17 protein-coding genes and 1 pseudogene are annotated in these 19,265 nt (G+C 35.7%); 3 read left to right on the top strand and 15 right to left on the bottom strand.

Annotation, left to right across the window (positions count from 1 at the left end; translation table 11 throughout):
* Nucleotides 1-300: 300 nt before the first annotated feature.
* The 14 genes from BKP37_RS05935 to BKP37_RS05870 are packed head-to-tail and all read right to left on the bottom strand — an operon-like array spanning nt 301 to nt 14,374.
* Nucleotides 301-2,853 carry a glycosyltransferase gene (locus BKP37_RS05935; RefSeq protein ID WP_071308755.1) on the bottom strand — a complete coding sequence of 851 codons (2,553 nt, stop codon included), beginning with the start codon at nt 2,851-2,853 and terminating at the stop codon, nt 301-303.
* An 11-nt stretch (nt 2,854-2,864) separates the two neighbouring features.
* Nucleotides 2,865-3,227, bottom strand: a complete 363-nt coding sequence (locus BKP37_RS05930; RefSeq protein WP_071308754.1) for a tetratricopeptide repeat protein — start codon at nt 3,225-3,227, stop codon at nt 2,865-2,867.
* Complete coding sequence (locus BKP37_RS05925; RefSeq protein WP_071308753.1) at nt 3,224-5,161, bottom strand: motility associated factor glycosyltransferase family protein; 1,938 nt, start codon at nt 5,159-5,161, stop codon at nt 3,224-3,226. The genes BKP37_RS05930 and BKP37_RS05925 overlap by 4 nt, the downstream gene beginning before the upstream one ends.
* Nucleotides 5,161-5,475, bottom strand: coding sequence for a hypothetical protein (locus BKP37_RS05920; RefSeq protein ID WP_071308752.1), 315 nt, complete (start codon nt 5,473-5,475; stop codon nt 5,161-5,163). The genes BKP37_RS05925 and BKP37_RS05920 overlap by 1 nt, the downstream gene beginning before the upstream one ends.
* 7 nt (nt 5,476-5,482) lie before the next feature.
* The gene (locus tag BKP37_RS05915; RefSeq protein WP_071308751.1) at nt 5,483-5,785 is read right to left on the bottom strand and encodes a hypothetical protein; all 303 of its coding nucleotides are present in this window, start codon (nt 5,783-5,785) and stop codon (nt 5,483-5,485) included.
* Between the two features lie 16 nt (nt 5,786-5,801).
* On the bottom strand, nt 5,802-6,629 hold the full coding sequence (locus BKP37_RS05910) for an SDR family oxidoreductase (protein ID WP_071308750.1): 828 nt from the start codon (nt 6,627-6,629) through the stop codon (nt 5,802-5,804).
* Nucleotides 6,610-7,329, bottom strand: coding sequence for an acylneuraminate cytidylyltransferase family protein (locus BKP37_RS05905; protein WP_071308749.1), 720 nt, complete (start codon nt 7,327-7,329; stop codon nt 6,610-6,612). The genes BKP37_RS05910 and BKP37_RS05905 overlap by 20 nt, the downstream gene beginning before the upstream one ends.
* Complete coding sequence (locus BKP37_RS05900; RefSeq protein WP_084034567.1) at nt 7,326-8,240, bottom strand: Gfo/Idh/MocA family protein; 915 nt, start codon at nt 8,238-8,240, stop codon at nt 7,326-7,328. Before BKP37_RS05900 ends, BKP37_RS05905 begins: the two co-directional genes overlap by 4 nt.
* Nucleotides 8,237-9,286: a nucleotidyltransferase family protein gene (locus tag BKP37_RS05895; protein ID WP_071308748.1), complete on the bottom strand. Its 1,050-nt coding sequence runs from the start codon at nt 9,284-9,286 to the stop codon at nt 8,237-8,239. Before BKP37_RS05895 ends, BKP37_RS05900 begins: the two co-directional genes overlap by 4 nt.
* Nucleotides 9,287-9,322: 36 nt before the next feature.
* The gene (locus tag BKP37_RS05890) at nt 9,323-9,946 is read right to left on the bottom strand and encodes a NeuD/PglB/VioB family sugar acetyltransferase (RefSeq protein ID WP_071308747.1); all 624 of its coding nucleotides are present in this window, start codon (nt 9,944-9,946) and stop codon (nt 9,323-9,325) included.
* Nucleotides 9,943-11,034 carry an N-acetylneuraminate synthase gene (neuB, locus tag BKP37_RS05885; protein ID WP_071308746.1) on the bottom strand — a complete coding sequence of 364 codons (1,092 nt, stop codon included), beginning with the start codon at nt 11,032-11,034 and terminating at the stop codon, nt 9,943-9,945. The genes BKP37_RS05890 and neuB overlap by 4 nt, the downstream gene beginning before the upstream one ends.
* Nucleotides 11,027-12,193, bottom strand: a complete 1,167-nt coding sequence (neuC, locus tag BKP37_RS05880; protein WP_084034565.1) for a UDP-N-acetylglucosamine 2-epimerase — start codon at nt 12,191-12,193, stop codon at nt 11,027-11,029. Before neuC ends, neuB begins: the two co-directional genes overlap by 8 nt.
* Complete coding sequence (locus BKP37_RS05875) at nt 12,186-13,367, bottom strand: LegC family aminotransferase (protein WP_071308745.1); 1,182 nt, start codon at nt 13,365-13,367, stop codon at nt 12,186-12,188. Before BKP37_RS05875 ends, neuC begins: the two co-directional genes overlap by 8 nt.
* The gene (locus BKP37_RS05870; RefSeq protein WP_071308744.1) at nt 13,364-14,374 is read right to left on the bottom strand and encodes an NAD-dependent 4,6-dehydratase LegB; all 1,011 of its coding nucleotides are present in this window, start codon (nt 14,372-14,374) and stop codon (nt 13,364-13,366) included. The genes BKP37_RS05875 and BKP37_RS05870 overlap by 4 nt, the downstream gene beginning before the upstream one ends.
* 159 nt (nt 14,375-14,533) lie before the next feature.
* On the opposite strand from BKP37_RS05870, the gene BKP37_RS05865 reads away from it, so the two are divergent.
* The 3 genes from BKP37_RS05865 to BKP37_RS05855 all read left to right on the top strand — a co-directional run bounded on the left by BKP37_RS05865 (nt 14,534) and on the right by BKP37_RS05855 (nt 17,462).
* Complete coding sequence (locus tag BKP37_RS05865; protein ID WP_071308743.1) at nt 14,534-15,736, top strand: hypothetical protein; 1,203 nt, start codon at nt 14,534-14,536, stop codon at nt 15,734-15,736.
* A gap of 84 nt (nt 15,737-15,820) precedes the next feature.
* Nucleotides 15,821-17,164 carry a DUF4183 domain-containing protein gene (locus tag BKP37_RS20410; RefSeq protein WP_071308742.1) on the top strand — a complete coding sequence of 448 codons (1,344 nt, stop codon included), beginning with the start codon at nt 15,821-15,823 and terminating at the stop codon, nt 17,162-17,164.
* A gap of 103 nt (nt 17,165-17,267) precedes the next feature.
* Nucleotides 17,268-17,462, top strand: a complete 195-nt coding sequence (locus tag BKP37_RS05855; RefSeq protein ID WP_071308741.1) for a hypothetical protein — start codon at nt 17,268-17,270, stop codon at nt 17,460-17,462.
* 174 nt (nt 17,463-17,636) lie between these two features.
* On the opposite strand, the pseudogene BKP37_RS05850 reads toward BKP37_RS05855, so the two are convergent.
* Nucleotides 17,637-18,755 (bottom strand): annotated as a pseudogene (locus tag BKP37_RS05850) (IS4 family transposase).
* Between the last annotated feature and the right edge of the window lie 510 nt (nt 18,756-19,265).

Genomic DNA, 19,265 nt, shown 5'->3' with positions numbered 1-19,265 from the left:
GGCTTTCCCTCGAATCCAGTCCTCATAACTAACAAAGTCTACTGTGGTATTGGACACTCCCTTCTTTTGCAGGGTTATCCGACTTTGCCAGCCAGCATGGTTATCGTCGCCTGTTCCAAGTTTTGTCTTCAGATCCTCCGCACATTTCTTCGCAGACATGCACTATCTGTCAACTATACATTTCCGCCACTACGGCATGTTCGGGACTTACACCCGTTAGTCCGACGCGCTGCCAAGCGCACAAAAGGATGTGCAAAATGACTGCACATCCTTTTATTATAAGTGAGTTCATTTAAATCCCTAGTTAATACGTATTTTTTCTATTTCAGCTTTTATCATCTTACTAAACAGGTATTCCTGCTGTCCTTCTCGTAATTTAGCTATAACGTACCCTTTACAAATTCGGAGTACGAGTGAAGGTTCGAATGTTTCTTCACCTAGTTTATCATAATATTTTTCAGCTTCCTCTTTTTGCCCTCTAATCCATAAACAACTGAATATATAAGCAAATATAACTGGGTTTTCACTTTCTTCCTCGATTTGGGAAAAAGATGTTAAAGCTTTTTCAAATTGTTGTTGGTTAAAATGAATTTCCCCTTCAAGATATCTACGAAATACTTCTTTATTAGTAAACAAACAACCTTCCAAAATCGAATCCTTCTCCTCTAAAAACTCAAAAATTTGACTAGAGTTCTCACGGTACAAATCCGTTATTTTGGCTTGTGCGAATTCATTTAATGAATCCCATTGTAATGCTCGTAAATAAGCGTAAAGTGACTCCTGTTTTTTCTGCCTTCTTTCAAAATCTTGGCCGATCTCCACATGTATCTGTGCTGTTGTGAGTTCAGAGTTGCTGTTATTTAGTGAATTTTCATTCCCAATATTTTGAACTAAATCTAAACGTTGATACAAGGCTAGCAAAGTTTTATCTGGTTTTGGTGATAGCTGGTATGAATACAAAATTTTTGTATCTCTATTTTTATTTTTCTCAATGCATTCTACTAGTCCTTTGAGGTAGCTTTTTGACCATAATACATACTCTATTACACCTAAAGATTGTTCCTTTCCTAGTCTTTTCAAATTTTGAGCAGCTTCAATACGATCATATCGTAATAACTGCACAATGATCCTTTGTTTAAACTCCAATTGTTTTTGTTCATTAGAAATAAAATTAAAAATCAGTTTAAGCGTATTGAAATCAATATACTGAGCATTCATCTCCGCTAATTTCATCAACTGTTCATCTTTTTTTTGCTGTTGTAATACTAACGGAAGTAAAAGGTTAGCTTTATCTTTCTGACCTAACCAAATAAACGTTTCAAATAACGCAGTAACCACTTCAAATTGCTCATCGTTTAATTGAAGATAACTTACTTCTTCTCCAGAAAGTAGGGAGTGAAGAGCATAATATAAAGCTTTTGTAGCAGGTTCGATCCATTTATTTTCTTTGACTTCCACTAACAAACACTTTGCTTCTTGCCAAAAGTTATTGGACCAATATAATTCCAGTCGTTTGAGTAAGATTTCTTGATAAAAAGGACTGTCTTTTTTAATAAAAGATAAGATTTGTTCTGCCTCTTTCACTTTCCCTAACATTAAATAACAAATACAAGTAATACTTTCTGTTTGCTCATTTTTACCTATTAACTCCTCTAACTGTTCCATATTTTCTAAAACTACATGATACTCTCTCTGTTGAAAAAATAGATCCATCACGATCATTAACTGTTCTAGTTTTTTTTGTTCAACGGCTTCTTTCATTAATTGTTCTAATTTTTTAGTAGAACCTTGTTTTTTTGTTAATTCACCGATTTTATATAACAAACTATGCTTAGATCGATTTATCTGATAGGCTTTCAGATAACAGTTAACCGCTTGCTGCTCATTAAATATTTCCTCATGGGTTTGAGCTAATGTTTCAAACATAACTGAGACTTGAATCTCTGGCTTTGGTACGATTGAACTAGGTTGTTCCATTATTTTTATACCTTTTTTCAAATCTTCAATAGCTGCTTGATACTGTTGGTTTTTCTTTCGAAGCTCTGCTCGCAAAACAAGAAGATCAGTATAAAAAGGGAAGAACTTGGTTCCCTCTTCAAGAACTTCGAGTGCTTCAAAATCTCTGTTTTGAGAGATTAGCGACCAACTATAACATTTATATAAATGAGGAGTATATAAACAGCTATCATTAACATTTTTTAACGCTTTTTGAAAATATAACGTACTTTCTTCATAACGACGTTCATTTAATTTCTCAATGCCATACATATATTGCAAATAACGATCGTCTGGATAGTCAAGAAGATCCTTTTGTAGTAAAAACAAACGTTCTTTCACTTTAGTTTGATCTACTCGTTGAACAATACGTATCCCAGCATCCTGAAGGTTTATTAATCGTTCTTCGCGTATTCGTTCAAACCCTCGATATTGAAAACGATAGTCCTTTCGATTTCGAAATAAACGTAACGACTGTACAGGTGAAGAAATACGATAACTTGTTGATCGCTGATCGATATACAGTAAATAGCCTTCAACGTTTGGGTTAACTAAAAGTGAATGAAGCTTTGGTAGTTGTTCTGGAGAAATGAATTCATTAGCATCTAACAATAAAACCCACCTTCCGTTAGCGTGCTCTAGGCAAAGGTTTTTTGCTTCACTATAATTATTGCTCCCATTCATCGTAAATACTTTTGCTCCGGCCTGTTGGGCGATCTCAACCGTTCGATCTCTTGAACCAATATCAACAACAATAATTTCATCGACAAACGTATTCATGTTTTCTAAAAAATGAACAAGACTCATTTCATCATCCTTCGTAATCACACATAAACTTAAGCTTATTTTTCCAGCCATATTATGATCGTTCACCCCCTATACTTAGCGAGCTTTCCATACTCAATTTCTGCTAAATGATAATCTCCAATTAAATAATAGCAATCCGCCAGCTTTTCCATCACTTCCTCATCATTTGGCACAAGTTCTAAATAGTGATGAATTATAGTGATTGCCTGTTTCCACTTAGATTGAACATTAAGAACAGCGGCATAATTATAGACAATATCATGATTTTTCGGCCTTAATTGATACGCTTTTTGAAAGTACAACTCCGCACTCTTCCAATCTTTCATTCGATAAAGTAATACTCCGATTTCGTTTATTAGTCCGGAATTACTAGGTTCCATCAACAATTGATCCAATTTTCGCTCTATGATCTCAACTACATTCACGTACTTCCACCTTCCTCATTTCCTAATTCCGTTACTATATCTGATAAAGGCTCGATCGCATTTTCTAGGTGAACTGAAACAGATTGACAAACCATATTTAAATGATGAAAAAAATCGTGCTGGACTTGAAATATTTCTGTTATTTTTTCAGGAGTATCAATCATTCCGACTCTATTCATGAGATAATAATATACAAAAATGATTTGTTGTGAAAAACAGCGTGTTAAATCATCAGCAATAAACCGTTGAAATGTATTAATGTGCTCTTGATAAGCTACTTCATATACGCTTCGATATTGTTCTTGTTCTTGTGATTTAGATAACCGAATCATTTCCCGACACGATTGCTTTCCTTTGGCCGCTTCTTGACTAAGTTTTCTAAATGATTCGATGTATTCCTCGACATTTTTTATAAAATTTGCTAATCCTCTCTTTCTATCTGTAACCGAAAGCATTTTTTTATTGTTATTAATCAATTCATCAACAGGATATGGGATCGACTTCTTACAATATGTTTCAATCACTTGAGACAACTTCTCACATTTCGTCCCTTTAATTTTCGCTCCGCCTTCAGTAGCATTAATGATTGTTTTATAAGAGTGTGTTGCGATTTTTTGTTCTAAGCCATTTTTAAAATCAACCCACAATTGATTAGAAGGAATCATCGTTCCTTCATTACTTTCCACATACACAATTGGCTTGGAGCTTAATATTTCTCTTGCCCGCTTTCCCTTTTCTTCTAAATAAAGTGCGTCTTTACTATGAGTGACACCATCTGGTCCATACGCATAATCTTGCCCGACAAAAACGATTGGATTCGCGCCTAAATAAACGGCAAGTTCCAAAGCTAGATGAGAAACATTCGCCCCAGCATCAAGAGCACTTCCATCGCCTACGTGCTTATTGATCCATTGATTTATAGCTTCTTTATTTCGAAAAATCGGGACTTTTGGCCCTGGGAATGATGGGTACACTTGTTTATCGACTAAACCTAAACATAATAATGCTAGATCCTCAGGGTAGTCGATATTTTCAAAATGGTACGTATACGTATATTTCGTCCGTTCAATGATCGTTAGAATATCTGGTTTAATGTTATGTTTCATGAGTGGTATAATTGCTGATTCGGTACTAATGATTAATCCTTTATCTTTAATTTTTTTTAATTGATCAATATTTTTATCCAACGATGGGCCATTTGCGATAATAAAAGCTGGAACATCTTGGTATTTATTTCTTAAACTGCTTAAATAAGGGTTTTCTACGATTTCTTTCATATTTGCAAGTAGGTTATGGAGACCAATTAAATTATCAAGATGATCATTTCCAATATAAAAAATAAATAATCCTAATTGGGAGAATGTATAGTGGTGAATTTTCTGGTACTGTGTTTTAAAATTCCGTTGTGCAATGGGTGTAAAAGCAAGAGTGGGAGCTGTACAATTAGCAAAAACAATACTAAAAAATAAATGATCAAACGCTTTGGCAAAATGTTCAATATCACCAATAAGAATGGAAATTTTTTGTGTGCTAATAATTGGTTCTAAATCGAAATAATAGAGCATCGCCGTAAACAGATAAATATCTTGTTCAAAAAGTACCACTAATGTGTGCGGCTGTTTTTGAGAAAATAGTTCAAATAAAGGATAACCAAAGCCTGAACCATACATAAAAATGGCCCCAGTTCCTTTAACAGATATGGAGCTACACCATTTTTTTGCTTCTTCGATTGGTCTGTTACTTGTAACCTGAAAGCTATGATTCTCTGTACGATAACGGCAAATCGGGTAGCCCTCATCGTTATACGTTATCTGTACTCTTCTCCATAGTTCAGTTTCATCTACTTGTAATACTGAATCCCTTAACCATGGGGATAAAAGTTGTAAGTTTTTTTGAAACATTTCTTTTGTTTGTATTGCTTTTGCAACATTCATTAGTAATCACCTACCTCAAACGACTGTTTTATTAGTGGATATAGTTGAAATTCCAATAGATCTGTCAGAGCAACGACATCCTGATTTTGAAGGTAATGATGAATTTTTTCCATTGTAGGTATGAGTAAATCGATCCCTAGTTTTGATTTGCTGGCATAGGCATCAATTTCTATTAAAACTTCCAAATCGGCTATACAATTTAAAAAATGATCCAAACCAAGGTGATCGTTCCCTAAGCGAAACTGTTCAATTGAGGAAAGTAAACCATTCTTAAATCTTTCTTGTCTTTTCTTATTTTGTATTAGCTCTTCCATTTTTCGTTTATTCTCCTTCCTCAATTAATTGTTTCCAACCATATTGTTGATAGCCTTCAATATTTTTTAACGTGTAATAGACAGTCGCCTGCATTCTTGCTTCAAAAAAACGTTCGACATCATTTCTTTCTTTTAATTCTTCATCCGTCCAAAATAGTTGACGTAAACATTCAGCTTCCTGCTTGATGCCTTTTAGCAATCTCTTCACTTCTGTCATGTGTGTCGTATAATGATAGATTTTTATTACTCGTTCCTTTAATTCACTTGTATACCCCTCATGTCCTTCATGAAAATTTTCCTTAATCCTCATGCAATCCCCCCTGTCGCTACCAAGCACTTAAACCACCATCAACAACAATATTTTGACCTGTCACATAGCTTGAAGCATCTGATGCTAAATAAATTAAGGCAGCGACCATTTCATCTGGCTGCCCCATCCTTCCTAAAGGTATTCTTACCGAGTATTTTTTCTTAAACGTGTCGTTTTGACCACTTTCATTTCCACCGGGTGTTAGTGTATTGACTCGAATCTTTTTTTCTGCCCAATATGTGGCTAAATACTTGGTTAAACCGATTACCGCTGCCTTCGAAGCTGTATACACAGCAGGGGTATTGATTTCTCTACCTAAATAATATGATCCATCATAAATTCTCTGGTCCGGTGCTAGCATTCCATAAATGGAAGCGGTTTGAATGATCGTTCCACCTTTCCCTTGTTGAACCATTTGTGAGCCAACAGCTTGAGCTACAAGAAACATTCCATCTAAATTGACTGACATGATGTTACGCCACTCTTCAAGAGTATATTGTTCAAATGGTGCAAAAAATGCATTTAAATCTTTTGATTTATGTGCAGCATTATTGTGCAAAATATGAATTTCATTAAATTCATGGATGACTTTTGATACCATCATTTTTACATCACATGGAGATGAAACATCACAAGCTATGCCGAGAGTTTTAGTTTGATAACGATCGGCTAACTGTTTGGCAAAAGCTTTTGTTTTTTCTTCATCTAAATCAACGACAACAACATTTGCACCAAACTCAGCTAAACCAGCACAAAAGCGTTGTCCAAGTATTCCTAATCCACCTGTGACGATTGCTGTTTTACCATTTAAATGAAAAAGGTTCTTATAGGATGTTTGATCCATCGTAATCCCCTCGCTTTTTCATTAATAGCTCGACAAACTGAAAGTCCAATTCTGAATCAATATCAACAGAACGTTCTGCAGGCATAATATACAAAAGAGTATCTTCATGAAAAACCGTTTGACTTTGAATTAATACTTCTTTTTTCCAAGCATAAATTGAAGCGTTCATATCATAACTCTTCGGTGCATCCTGCCTGCGAAAGATAGGTTTAGATAACGGTTTAGATAATTGAACCCCACCCTGACCATTTATTTCAACCAAATTAAAATATGGCGAACGACGAGCGGGTGTCCCAGTAATTACATTTGATACTTGCTTTGTTTCAAGAAGATCAATCACTTCTTTAATGTCAGAAATATATCGAAGGGGAGAAGTTACATCTAGGTCTACAATGACATCAAAGTTCATTTTAGATACTTCTTCTACACTCTTTAAACAATGCTGGATGACAGGTATTTTCGGTGCTTCATCTGTTGCGAGAAAATCTGGTCTTTTTATTAAATATTCCGCTCCCCAGTGATTTGCAAGCCGCAAAAATTTATCACAATCACTACTGACAGCTATCGCATCAAATAATTGAGAAGCTCTTGCCTGTAAAATGCTATAAGCTAAAAGCGGTTTTCCTGCGAGTTCACGGATGTTTTTGTTTATAACTCCTTTTGATCCAGACCGTGCACAAATCGTACATAAACGCTTCATTTGTTCACCCACTTTTTTAACTTCGTTGACTGTTCGAGCGCTCCAACCATCTCAAGAGTTGCTAAACCTTCTTCTAATGTGCATAAATTCGTTTTTTCTCCGTTCATGATTGCTTTATGCTGCATAATGTACGTATCATCTCGGTCTATATGATACTTGTCAATAGCATCATTAATTTGTAAAGTATGGTTTAATAAATCTACTTTTATCGTGCATTTTTCTGTAATGACTGAAATTTCTCTTCTACTAATTCGGTCAAGATAATTTAGATGGATTTGAACCATCGGACATTTATTCATTTTTACCATCAAACTATAAAGATCATCACTGTCTATTTGTAGTGAACTAAATTTGCCACCAAAGGCAACTAGTCTATTCCAATCGCCGAAAAGCCACCGCGCGTAATCTAATTCGTGACTAAGGTCAAGTAATACCCCACCACCTTGAGTTTTTCTAGCTGAGTAACTTTTTCTATAATCCTGATTTGGTCTCCAATTAGGTAAATATTGCCCAACATAAATTTGGCTATATAAAATTTTCTCTTTGGAAACTATTTCAGAAATTTTTTGAAGGATTGGATGAAATCTCAAGTTATAGCCGACATATGCGTGACTAAAGGTGTGCTTTGGAATTTTCTTTACCATATCAAATAGCGGCTTCTCTACTAGAATGATCCCAGTAAATCCAAAATTAGTTAGTTCCTTTAACGAAGCGTAGTGTTTAAATGTCTCATTTGCTAGAATAATATAATCTGGTTTTTCTTGTATTAGGGCAGTCTTTATTGTTGAATACGTGAATGGAAATGGAATTTTTCTTTTACTAACAACAGCAACCCTACAACCAAGCTCTCTTAAAATCCTGGCATGTCTTTGCCCAATAGAACCATACCCTACGACAATACAGTTCATCATTTGAATACCTCATCAAAGTCCAATTTCGCTTGGTTAAAATCATCCACCCCACCGATGTCGATCCAATATTCACGAATTGGAAACACTGAAATACTGTCGTTATTCGTAAGCATCATTTCAAATAATTGATTAATATCAAAAAAAGTATTTCTCGGTATTTTTGTTAATACTGATGGATTCAGGACATAAATTCCTGCATTAATAAAGCTTGTGTGAACAGGTTTTTCATCAAATCCTATTAATCTATCTTTTTTTACTTTCACGACTCCATATGGGACTTGAAAATCGTAACTACGGACTGCAACTGTTGCTTCCACTTGATGTTCTTTATGAAAATTAAGTAACTGATTATAGTTTACTTTTGTTAAAATATCTCCATTCATCACAATTATTGGCTTCTCGGTTTCTATCGAAAATAAACTTAATGAACCAATCGTCCCCATTCTCTCTTCTTCATGGATATATTGAATGTTCACTCCCCATTTAGAGCCATCTCCAAAATATTCTTTGATTTGGTCAGCTTTATAATTAATCGAAATACAAAATTGATAAAAACCTTGTTCAATAAAATGGTTAATAATCGTATCTAATACAGGCTTTTCGCCAATTTGAAGCATTGGTTTGGGACAATGATTGGTTAATGGTCTAAGTCTTGTTCCTAGGCCACCTGCCATCAACACAACCCAATTTTCATTTTTGGAAGTATGAAGTAAATCCTCTAACCGTTCAATCCCAATTACACATCCTAGTTTATCTACAATAGGAAGATGACGTAGCTTATTTTTCTGCATTATATTTAAGGCATTCGTTTTATTTTTATCTTTAAAAATCGTAATCGGCTTTGAGTTCATGATTTGTTTTACAGGAGCATCGATAGAGATACCATGTAAAATTCCACGTCGTATATCTCCATCTGTAACAGTTCCTAATAATCTATGATCTTGATTTATGACTAAAGCGATTTGTAAGGAATGTAGGTCAATGATTTTAATCGTATCTTTTATTTTTGTATCCGGTGATACTAACACATTTTTCCAGCTATCCATGTGGCACAAGTCCCCTCCTAGCGAGTTCCCATCTCTTTATTTTGCAGGAATTCCTTTTACTATCTTATTATCCGGGACTTTTTTCGTGACTACAGAACCAGCACCAACGATTGAATTTTTTCCTATAACCATTTTTTCAGTTATTGAATTCCCTTGAAGAATACAAGCGTTTGTACCAATATAAGAACCCTTAGAAAGTTTAACATTTCCAGAAATATTAGCTCCTGAGGCAATTGTGACATAATCTTCAATTATGCAATCATGTGCAACAGTGCAATTCAAATAATAAATACCAAAGTTTCCAAGTTTCACATTATTCGTGACTCTTGTTCCAGCACAAATAATGTTTCCAACGGTATTCTTTATTTTTGCTAATTGATCAAATCCAAAAGTCGCTGCCGGATGGATAAGATTAACATACTCTAGATCAGAAAAACGTTCACTTATTTCCATTCTAATTTTTGGATTACCGATACCGATCGTAAACCTATACTTTTCTTTTGCAAGTTTGTACACATCCTCCTCAGAAACTATCTTTAGCACATTATGACTTTCACCATTGGCTTTATCAATAAAGATAATCTCCTTATATCCTAAAATAAAAGCTATATCCCGTACCTCTCTAGCAAAACCCGATGCCCCAAAAATGGCTAACTTCATTTCATTACCTCATCCTTCAAGTAGGACTTTACTGCTAGTTTCCCCAACAAATCCCAATATTTAAATGGTGATAATCCGCTCCCCGGTCTTTTTACAGTTAAATTTTCTTCCGTAAAAATTTCTCCTTTTTGGATGTTGCGTGCTGCAACAATACTTTTTCTGGCTATGTCTTGATTTTTCATTTCTGTTGGCATCGGTTTTTTATATCGATTACCTAGTGCTAATTCAATTTGGCGAATCCCTTTAACCATTTCAGTTAACTCTTGAGGCTCTAAGGACGCCATATGATCAGGTCCCGGTAAGGAACGATCTAACGTGATGTGCTTTTCAATGATCGTAGCACCTAATGCTGCAGCTCCTAACGCAACGGCAATCCCTTGCGTATGATCTGAATAGCCAACCTTTAATCCGAAGCATTGCTGTAACGTTTCAAGTACATGTAAGTTCACTTCTTCAAAGGGAGTAGGATACTCTGTCGTACAATGAAGAAGACTGACATGTTGTTGTAGAAGATTTTGCCCTTCTATAGAATAATAAGCTTTTTTAAAAGCTTCGTGAGACGGTACAGTTATGTTAGCTTTTCCTTCTTTATAACCAAAAGCTAGCACTCCTAAAGCTTCTTCGATTTCACCTAACGTAGACATACCTGTTGATAAGATTATTTTCTTCCCAGACATAGCAGCCCTTAACAATAAAGGTGCATTCGTAATTTCACCCGATGCTATCTTTAGAATTGGTAGGTTTAAAGTTTCGACTAGAAACCCTAGACTTTCAATATCAAAAGAGGTAGATAAAAATTGAAGCTGTTTCTTAACGGCATAACTTTTTAGAATGAAATGCATATCATGATCTAACTCTAACTTTTTTATCATTTCAAATTGACTTTCTTTTTCATCCGTACTCTTTAATTGATAATCAGCTTTTGGGGCATGAGAAGCGACCATTTCTTCAGCCTTAAACGTTTGAAACTTTACTGCATTAACCCCAGCTTCTGCACAAATATCAATTAACTCCTTTGCCATTTCTAATGATCCATTATGGTTTACACCTATTTCTGCAATGATGAAAACACTATTTTTGTTACTCACTAATTCCACCAACCCTAAAAAAGTGTTTTTTTATTAATGGCTTATAATCTCGAAATGATTTAAGAATCTGTACAATTTTCTTAGAACTGTTTCCATCCCCATATGGATTGATTGACTTAGAGCAATCCATCGTGAAAGCTTTTCTAATTGCATGGTCAATGTCAGTTTTGTTTGGTTCACAGGTAATGACTGAAGTAGCTTGAAGCCTTCCTTTTTGCCTATCTCCTATGTTAACTGTAGGCTTATGAAAAGACGGGACTTCATATAGACCACTTGAAGAATTCCCAACAACCGCATCAACATTGGCGATTGTACTAAAATACCGTAACTGTCCTAATGAAGTATAAGAACGAGAATTCGGATGTTGTGAAACAAACTCATCCAATAAACGAATCAATTCTCTCCCTTCCGGATCGGCATTAGGCTTTGTGAAAATTAATCCGACGTCTGGTCCTAAATTGTGTAATGCTGCTAAAAGTTCTTTGAATTGTTGGCTAGAGGGTTCATTTGCTAGTGTAACGGGGTGGTATGTAATGAGTAGGTTTTTTTCTAGAAATTTAAATTGTAAGATCTGTTGTAATTCCGAGCGCTTCATGATTTGTAAGTTGATGATACGATCAATGCCTGGACTGCCGACATTATAGATATGATTTGGATTTTCTCCTAGTTGTCTCACTCTATGCCAAGCTTCTTTGTTCGTAACGAAGTGAAGCTGTGACATTTTTGTAATACTGTGACGTATCGCTTCATCAAAGGCACCTTCTGTCGTATCCCCACCTGCAATATGCGCAATCGGGATTTTCGCAATAAGTGCCGCTTGAGCTGCTGCTAAAATTTCATAACGGTCACCTAGGACCACGATAAGATCAGGCTTTAATTGCTCAAAGACATCGGCAAAACTAATAATGGCTAAACCTAGTGACTTTGTAATACCAATTGGAGTATCACTTGAAAGAAGCATTTCAACTTTTCTGTCAATTGTAAAGTCATCTGTTTCGATTTCTTGGTAGGTTAAGCCAAATTCAGGAGCTAAATGCATACCTGTTACAATAACTTGTAATTGTATATCTTGATCCGCCTCAAGTTCTTTCATCACCATGGATAGTAAGCCATATTCCGCTCGTGTTCCAGTCACGACACAAATTTTTTGTTTAGCCACCGTAACCTCCTAAGTTGACACTACTTGGAATATTAATCATTCGTTGTTCTAAGCTTTCTGCAACGGATAAATCCATACGAGGACAATTTTGATTCATTGGTAGCTTATTCATTAAAGTCCAGGCTGGTCGAGTTAAAATTCCTTTATCATGTGTTGCTTGAAGCAGCGATTCACGACTATCAACAAAATGTTTATCAAGTAGTAAACAATTGAGCCAATAATTACTTCGTGCATAATTCGGCTCTTTAAAAAAGGATATTCCTTTCACAGAGGCAAACGCTTTTTCGTACTTTTTTGCCAAGGCTCTTTTACTTTGTATATAATGTTCGATTTGCTCTAATTGAGCACAGCCTATCGCTGCATTAATATTTGGTAAGCGATAGTTATAGCCAACATGATCATGATTAAACGACCAACGATGCGGTAATTTCGCTGTTGTAGTGATATGTTTCGCTTGTAATGCTATGTTTACATCATTGGTAAGGATTGCTCCACCACCACCTGTCGTAATAATTTTATTACCATTAAAGCTAAGCGCTGATACCTTTCCAAAATTTCCTGTATGTTGCTTTTTATAGTAGGAGCCTAACGACTCTGCAGCGTCCTCAATTAATTCTAATCTATATTTCTGACAAATATCTAATAATGGATCCAAATCAACTGAATGACCAAACGTATGAACTGCGATAACCGCCTTGATCGGTCGCATAGTCTTTTTGTTATAGCAAACTCCATTTTTCATCTCCGTAATCTCAGCAAGGTAGTCCGCAAGCTTACTTGGATGAATGCCAAGACTTTCGTACTCACTATCGATGAAGTGTGGAATCGCTCCACAATAATGAACGGCATTTGCAGTAGCAACAAATGTAAGTGCAGGAAGTAGTACCTCATCCCCTTGCTCAACACCGATAAGCTTCAAGCAGATGTGAAGTGCAGCTGTTCCATTCACTACAGCAATCGCATAGTTAACCCCTGTATACTGAACTAATTTTTGCTCAAAAAGATCGACATATTTACCGACAGAAGAAACCCAACCTGTATCTAAGCAGTTCTTAACGTAAGTCCATTCATTCCCTGTAAATAAAGGCTCATGTAGTGGTACTATCTCATCATTTTTTTGCAAAACCATTTCTAAACGAGAGACAAGATCTTTCGGATTTAATTTCTTGCTCATATATTATACCTATCTTCCTTATACAGCCTTAGATTAGCTGGATTACTAAACCACTCCGCTGTTTTTTGTAAACCTAGTTTAAATCCCGCTTTACCGCTAAAATTTGGTTTCCAGGCAAATAATTGCTTCGCCTTGGTAATATCTGCCCATAGCCTCTCAACCTCACTTTTTTCAGGACGAAGACGCTCGTGATCAGTTTCAATTTCCACTTTTACCCCCATGACCTCGGCAATCGTTTGGACCGTTTCGCCAATAGAAACTTCAAAATCACTTCCTACATTGACTACCTCTCCAATGGTGGCATTCGACTGCGCAACTTCAATAAAACCACGAACGGTGTCATCTATATAATTAAAGTCTCTTGTAGGTGTTAAAGCACCAAGTTTCAGCTTTCGTTCCCCTTTAGCGATTTGCGTAATAATCGTCGGGATTACCGCTCTTGCTGATTGCCTCGGACCATACGTATTAAATGGACGGATAATCGAAACTGGCGTATTAAAAGAACGATAAAAAGATAATGCTAATTGGTCTGCGGCAATTTTAGTTGCAGCATATGGAGATTGGGCTTGGAGTGGATGAGTTTCTAATATTGGTACATATTTCGCTGTTCCATAAACTTCACTCGTTGAAGTATGAACCACTTTCTGTACGCCTAAATCTCTTGCTGCTTGTAATACATTAAGAGTCCCTTTCATATTCGTATCTACATACGTATCTGGAGAATGATACGAGTATGGAATCGCAATTAAGGCAGCTAAATGAAAGACAAGTTCACAATCTCTCATTGCCGCCTTTACCCCATATGGATCTCGAATATCTCCTTGAAAAATTTCAATTTCCTTTTTTACCTGTTCTGGAGAATGATCAAGCCAGCCCCATGAATTAAATGAATTATAGTAAACAAATGCCCGAACATCATAACCCCTTCTCACTAATTCCTCGGTTAGATGTGAACCAATAAAACCATCTGCACCCGTAACAAGTAGTTTTTTTTCTTTTATGTCCATCGTATCCCTCCAAACGGGATTATTATTCTTTTTATCTATTTTATTTTCTTATTTTTAAAATAGAACTTAAGAAAAACTACTGCACCTGTACCCATTTCATAGTTCTAGGAATAGGATATAAAAGCGAAAAACATCAGATTGAAATAAGGGGTTACTTTCATGAGTACAAAGTTATATCAATTAGCGATCCAGGCACAAAATGTAAATATCGATAATTTACCGTTAACAGGCTTTCAGTATTTACGTACTGCACAGTTGGATGCAGTTACTGGTTGGAAATTTACGTATAATATTAACAGTAATCAGATATTAACGATTACGAATGGAAGTGCTAACGTTTCTCATAGCAATAGTATGGCAGTACTATCAACTGGAGCAACCACTACTGCTTCAGCCAAAATTCAAACCTATAGACCAATCTTTTATATTCCAGGGATAAGCGGTGTCGTAAGATTAAATGCCATCTTTTCGTTAGGAGCTATTGGCAGCAAGCAGATTATTGGCATGGGGGATACTAACAGTGGTTTGTTTTTTGGCTGTGAGGGCGCAGAGTTTGGCATTTTTATTCGTAAAGATGGAGTAGATCAATTTGTATCGCAAGCAAGTTGGAATGGAACTGATATTGCGATAGACCCAACACAAGGAAATAATTATTATATCTGTTATCAATGGTTAGAGTTTGGGGTAGCAGTCTTTGGAATTGAAAACCCGATTAATGGTACTGTTACCTATGTTCATACACATTCATTTGTCAATAATTCCGAGACTCCTTTTTCGTCTAACCCTGCTTTACCGCTGATGGCAGAAGTTGCGAATACGACAAATGACTCGGAGGTCATCCTAAAAACAGCTTCTGCTATGGCTTTTCTAGAAGGAGATCCACTAACAGCGATTAAAGCATTAAGTTTGCGCCATTCCATCACTGTAACAGAAGTTATACCGGCAAACGTCGAAACCCCGCTCGTTTCTATTCGGGGCAAATCTATTTTTCATAGTAAAGCGAATCGGATTCCGATCTTAATAGATTTTCTTGGTGGAGATGCCGAGGGGACGAAACCAGTTACCCTTTCACTTAAAAGATCGGCTACTTTAACAAAAAATGGTAACCCTGTTCCTGAAATTGATTGGATTGATGTCGATGAAAATAATAGCGTCGTTCAAACAAATCTTACAGCAACCGCTATAAGTGGTGGTACCGAAATGTACGCTGCCTTCTTAAGTAAGGATGGTGCCTTTAATCAGATTGTAAACGAATTGTGGCTGATTAATCCTCCCTCTGTTGTTCTCACGTTAAGTGCAAAGTCAAGTAATTCAAGTACAATAGAAGCAACCATTGTATGGTTAGAGGTGCAATTCGCTTAAATTATTTTCTTGAAAAATTTAGCTACAAATATCAGACCACCACATTTATCAGGATTATATATTTATATTTTTGGAGTGATCGTAATGTTTGGAAGTGAGTCCCCTAAAATCATTTGCTATTTAACAGATAAGAACGGGACTATCTTAAGTCCAGATGCCGCTAACGCTATTTGTTATACTGAAATTTCAACTCCTAACAATCGCCAAAAAAAACAAGTCAAGCTACCATCGGGAGAAACGATTACTCTTGATAAAGTAATCATCTCAATGAAAGGTTACATTGTGATTTCAATTGACGAGGAGATTTTATCTAAACCGATCCCATTTAGTACACTACAACGACTTTATCTTTGTGCTCCAAAAGGAACAAATTTAAGCTTCACAGTCAGAGGCTTTAACTGTTGTGCTGTTCCTATTTACACAGCTAACGAAACTACAATGAATCATATTAAAAATTTTATTTCACTTGAGACAATCGTTGATGTTGAAGCGAAAACGACGCTGATTATTTCAGAAAATAAATATCTCACGTCTTGCACAAAAACACACTGTATCAACGTAAATCAAGTTTATGATTCGGTCTGTTTTTCGAGTGATATCATTGTCTACTATGATAGAATTCCGATAAAAGCAGAGGTATATCAGTATAATACAATCTCTGATGGTATAAAAAAAATTTATACGAATGCTGATGAACTAACTGAGTACGGTGACCAAGGCATCCTTGACCTGAATGACGTTTCTTATTTTAATTTGTTTATTAATGGCGTATTACAACCAAATACAAACTACAAAATTGAAAAAGGGCAACTTACATTAGAGACCGAAGATATCCCTTTAAAAGGTAGCCCCATTATTATTGTGTTTATTACCTTTAAAGATGATGATGATCACATATTAAAAGCAGAAAACTATCAATATAACACTGTTTCAGATGGCATTAAAAAAACGTATACAAATGAAGATGAACTAATTATGTACGGAAATAAAGGTATCCCTGATCCAAAAGACGTTTCTTATGTAAACTTATACATTAATGGGGTTCTACAGCCGAAAACGAACTATATAGTAGAAAAAGGGAAATTAAAACTAACAACAGAAAACACACCGATTAAAGGAGCACCAATTATTCTCGAAACGATTATCCTTAATGGTAAAGATCATCATCCTATCCATACAGAAACTTACCAATACAACACAGTTTCAGATGAAAAAAAAGTTTATACAAACAAAGATGAATTAACGATGTATGGAGATAAAGGAATCCTTAATCCTACTCAAACTTCTTATTATAACCTTTATGTGAATGGAGTCATCCAACCATCCATTAACTATTTCGTTAAGAAAGGAATCCTTGTATTAACAACTGAAGACATCCCTATTGACAATGCACCGATTTATCTCCAATTTATAGCCAGTTATTATTAATGGTAAGTACAAATATAATGTAAGCCCTACTTCAAACAACGCATATAAAGACGTAGCGCCTCCTGGTACGATACAAGTATCAAATAAAGGAGGTGCTTTTCTTATGCCACAAAAAAAATTAACAATTGTCCCCGTTACACTTCACTCAGAAAGTAAAAATCTCGATACACCGATGCCGCCGGCAACACTTTCAAACAGCATTTGCATGATCAAAAAGGCAGACGCTGAAATCTCCTTCTTCCACGGCGTAGATGAGCGCACGATCCAAACCGTGATGAGGGAGTTGAAACATCTATGAAACAGGATTATACAAGTGTGAAAAATCATTAGTGTTGCATAAATATTGTTAGAATTTTCAGTTTAATTACTTTCGCTGTTGAAAGCCAAAAAAGTAAATACCCAAACAAAAGTGGCTCCATACATTTGGAAAATTATTTACAATCAGACTTGTGTGACGACGACAATTAGCTTATTACGGTACAACTTTTCCTTCAATTTTTCGAAGCCAAATGTGTGCTGGTTTCCACAAAGCAGCCCTCAAGTAACGGCTTATTTGTAAGGTTTTCCGTTTACTTTTTGTCTCAATTTGAACGAGAACATGTAAACAAAAAACGATTAATGCGATGAACACTTGATTATGAATGGCCCATTCGCTTTGACCGTAAAACTTTTTGATGCTCAGGTGCTGTTTAATCCATTTGAAAAACAACTCAATCGCCCAGCGTGACTTATACATCTCCGATATTTCTTCGGCACTTAAGTCAAAACGGTTGGTGATTAAGTGAAGTAAGTTTCCTTTTGAGTCCATTACTTTTAGAAGACGAAAGTAATTTTCAGCACGGTTTTGAGTCGTTNCAATCATCACCATCTGGTCTGATAAGACAGCCGTATCTTCACATAGTTTAAAATCATAAACTTCTCGTATAACAGCGTTTTTACGTAACCTAGAAAGAAAAAAGTAGCCATCATCTGTCATGCGGTCAAAGCGTTCGTAGTCTAAATAGCCACGGTCAAAAACATACATGCACTCCTTGTCGTCAACCATGACTTCAAGCTGACCACGATCATGCTCTTTTGCCGTTGTCATCACGACTTTTTCTGGATAGGAAATGCCTTTTTCCATGAATACAAGTCGCAAATGTAACTTGACACCGGCTTTCGTTTTGCGAAACTGTGCCCACTTATGATTCGTTAAATTAAGTGGCAATGTGCTTGAGTCAATGATTTTCAGTGGCATAGTGAGTTTTGTGTAATGTGTTTTGGCATGAATTTGTGCGACCAGATCAAGAAAGAGCAGCTGAAATAGATCTGGGTTCAGCCCATTTAATCGCCGTGACAGCTGAGAAATACTTATGGAATCAAGGTCTATTTCCTTTTGAAGATCTTCGTCGAATAGAGAATCTCCTAAAGCGTGGAGACTTTCAATTTCTTCTAGTTGTGCAAAAAGCAATAATTTTAAGAATGATTCTGTCGTTAATTTCTTTGTATAGTAATCTAATTTCATGGTTTTCACCAATTAATCTTCAAATAATTGAAGATTAATTGGTGAAAACCATTGTCCAAATGAAGTTTTTCGTGTAATCTTGTCCATGAGTGAGAGTCCTTTTTTAGTGGATTTGGACGGGTTACCACCTGACTAATCCATTATAAAGGACTTTTTCTTTGCAATAAACAAGATTTACGAAGATTTTGAAGGTTTTAAATATTAAGTTTTAATTAATGCAATGCTAGTGATAANAGTAATCTAATTTCATGGTTTTCACCAATTAATCTTCAAATAATTGAAGATTAATTGGTGAAAACCATTGTCCAAATGAAGTTTTTCGTGTAATCTTGTCCATGAGTGAGAGTCCTTTTTTAGTGGATTTGGACGGGTTACCACCTGACTAATCCATTATAAAGGACTTTTTCTTTGCAATAAACAAGATTTACGAAGATTTTGAAGGTTTTAAATATTAAGTTTTAATTAATGCAATGCTAGTGATAATATATAACTAATTGATAATTTAACACCAATCTTCTACGGATTTATCTGAATTTTTTCAGGGTAAAAGACCCCCACCTCTAAGCGTAGCGTAGGTGGGATTTTCCGATGTTTCAG

It is taken from the genome of Anaerobacillus alkalilacustris, from assembly GCF_001866005.1.
Classification (GTDB): domain Bacteria; phylum Bacillota; class Bacilli; order Bacillales; family Anaerobacillaceae; genus Anaerobacillus; species Anaerobacillus alkalilacustris.
Note: the sequence above shows the minus strand (reverse complement) of the source record. Positions and strands in the feature narration are given on the sequence as shown.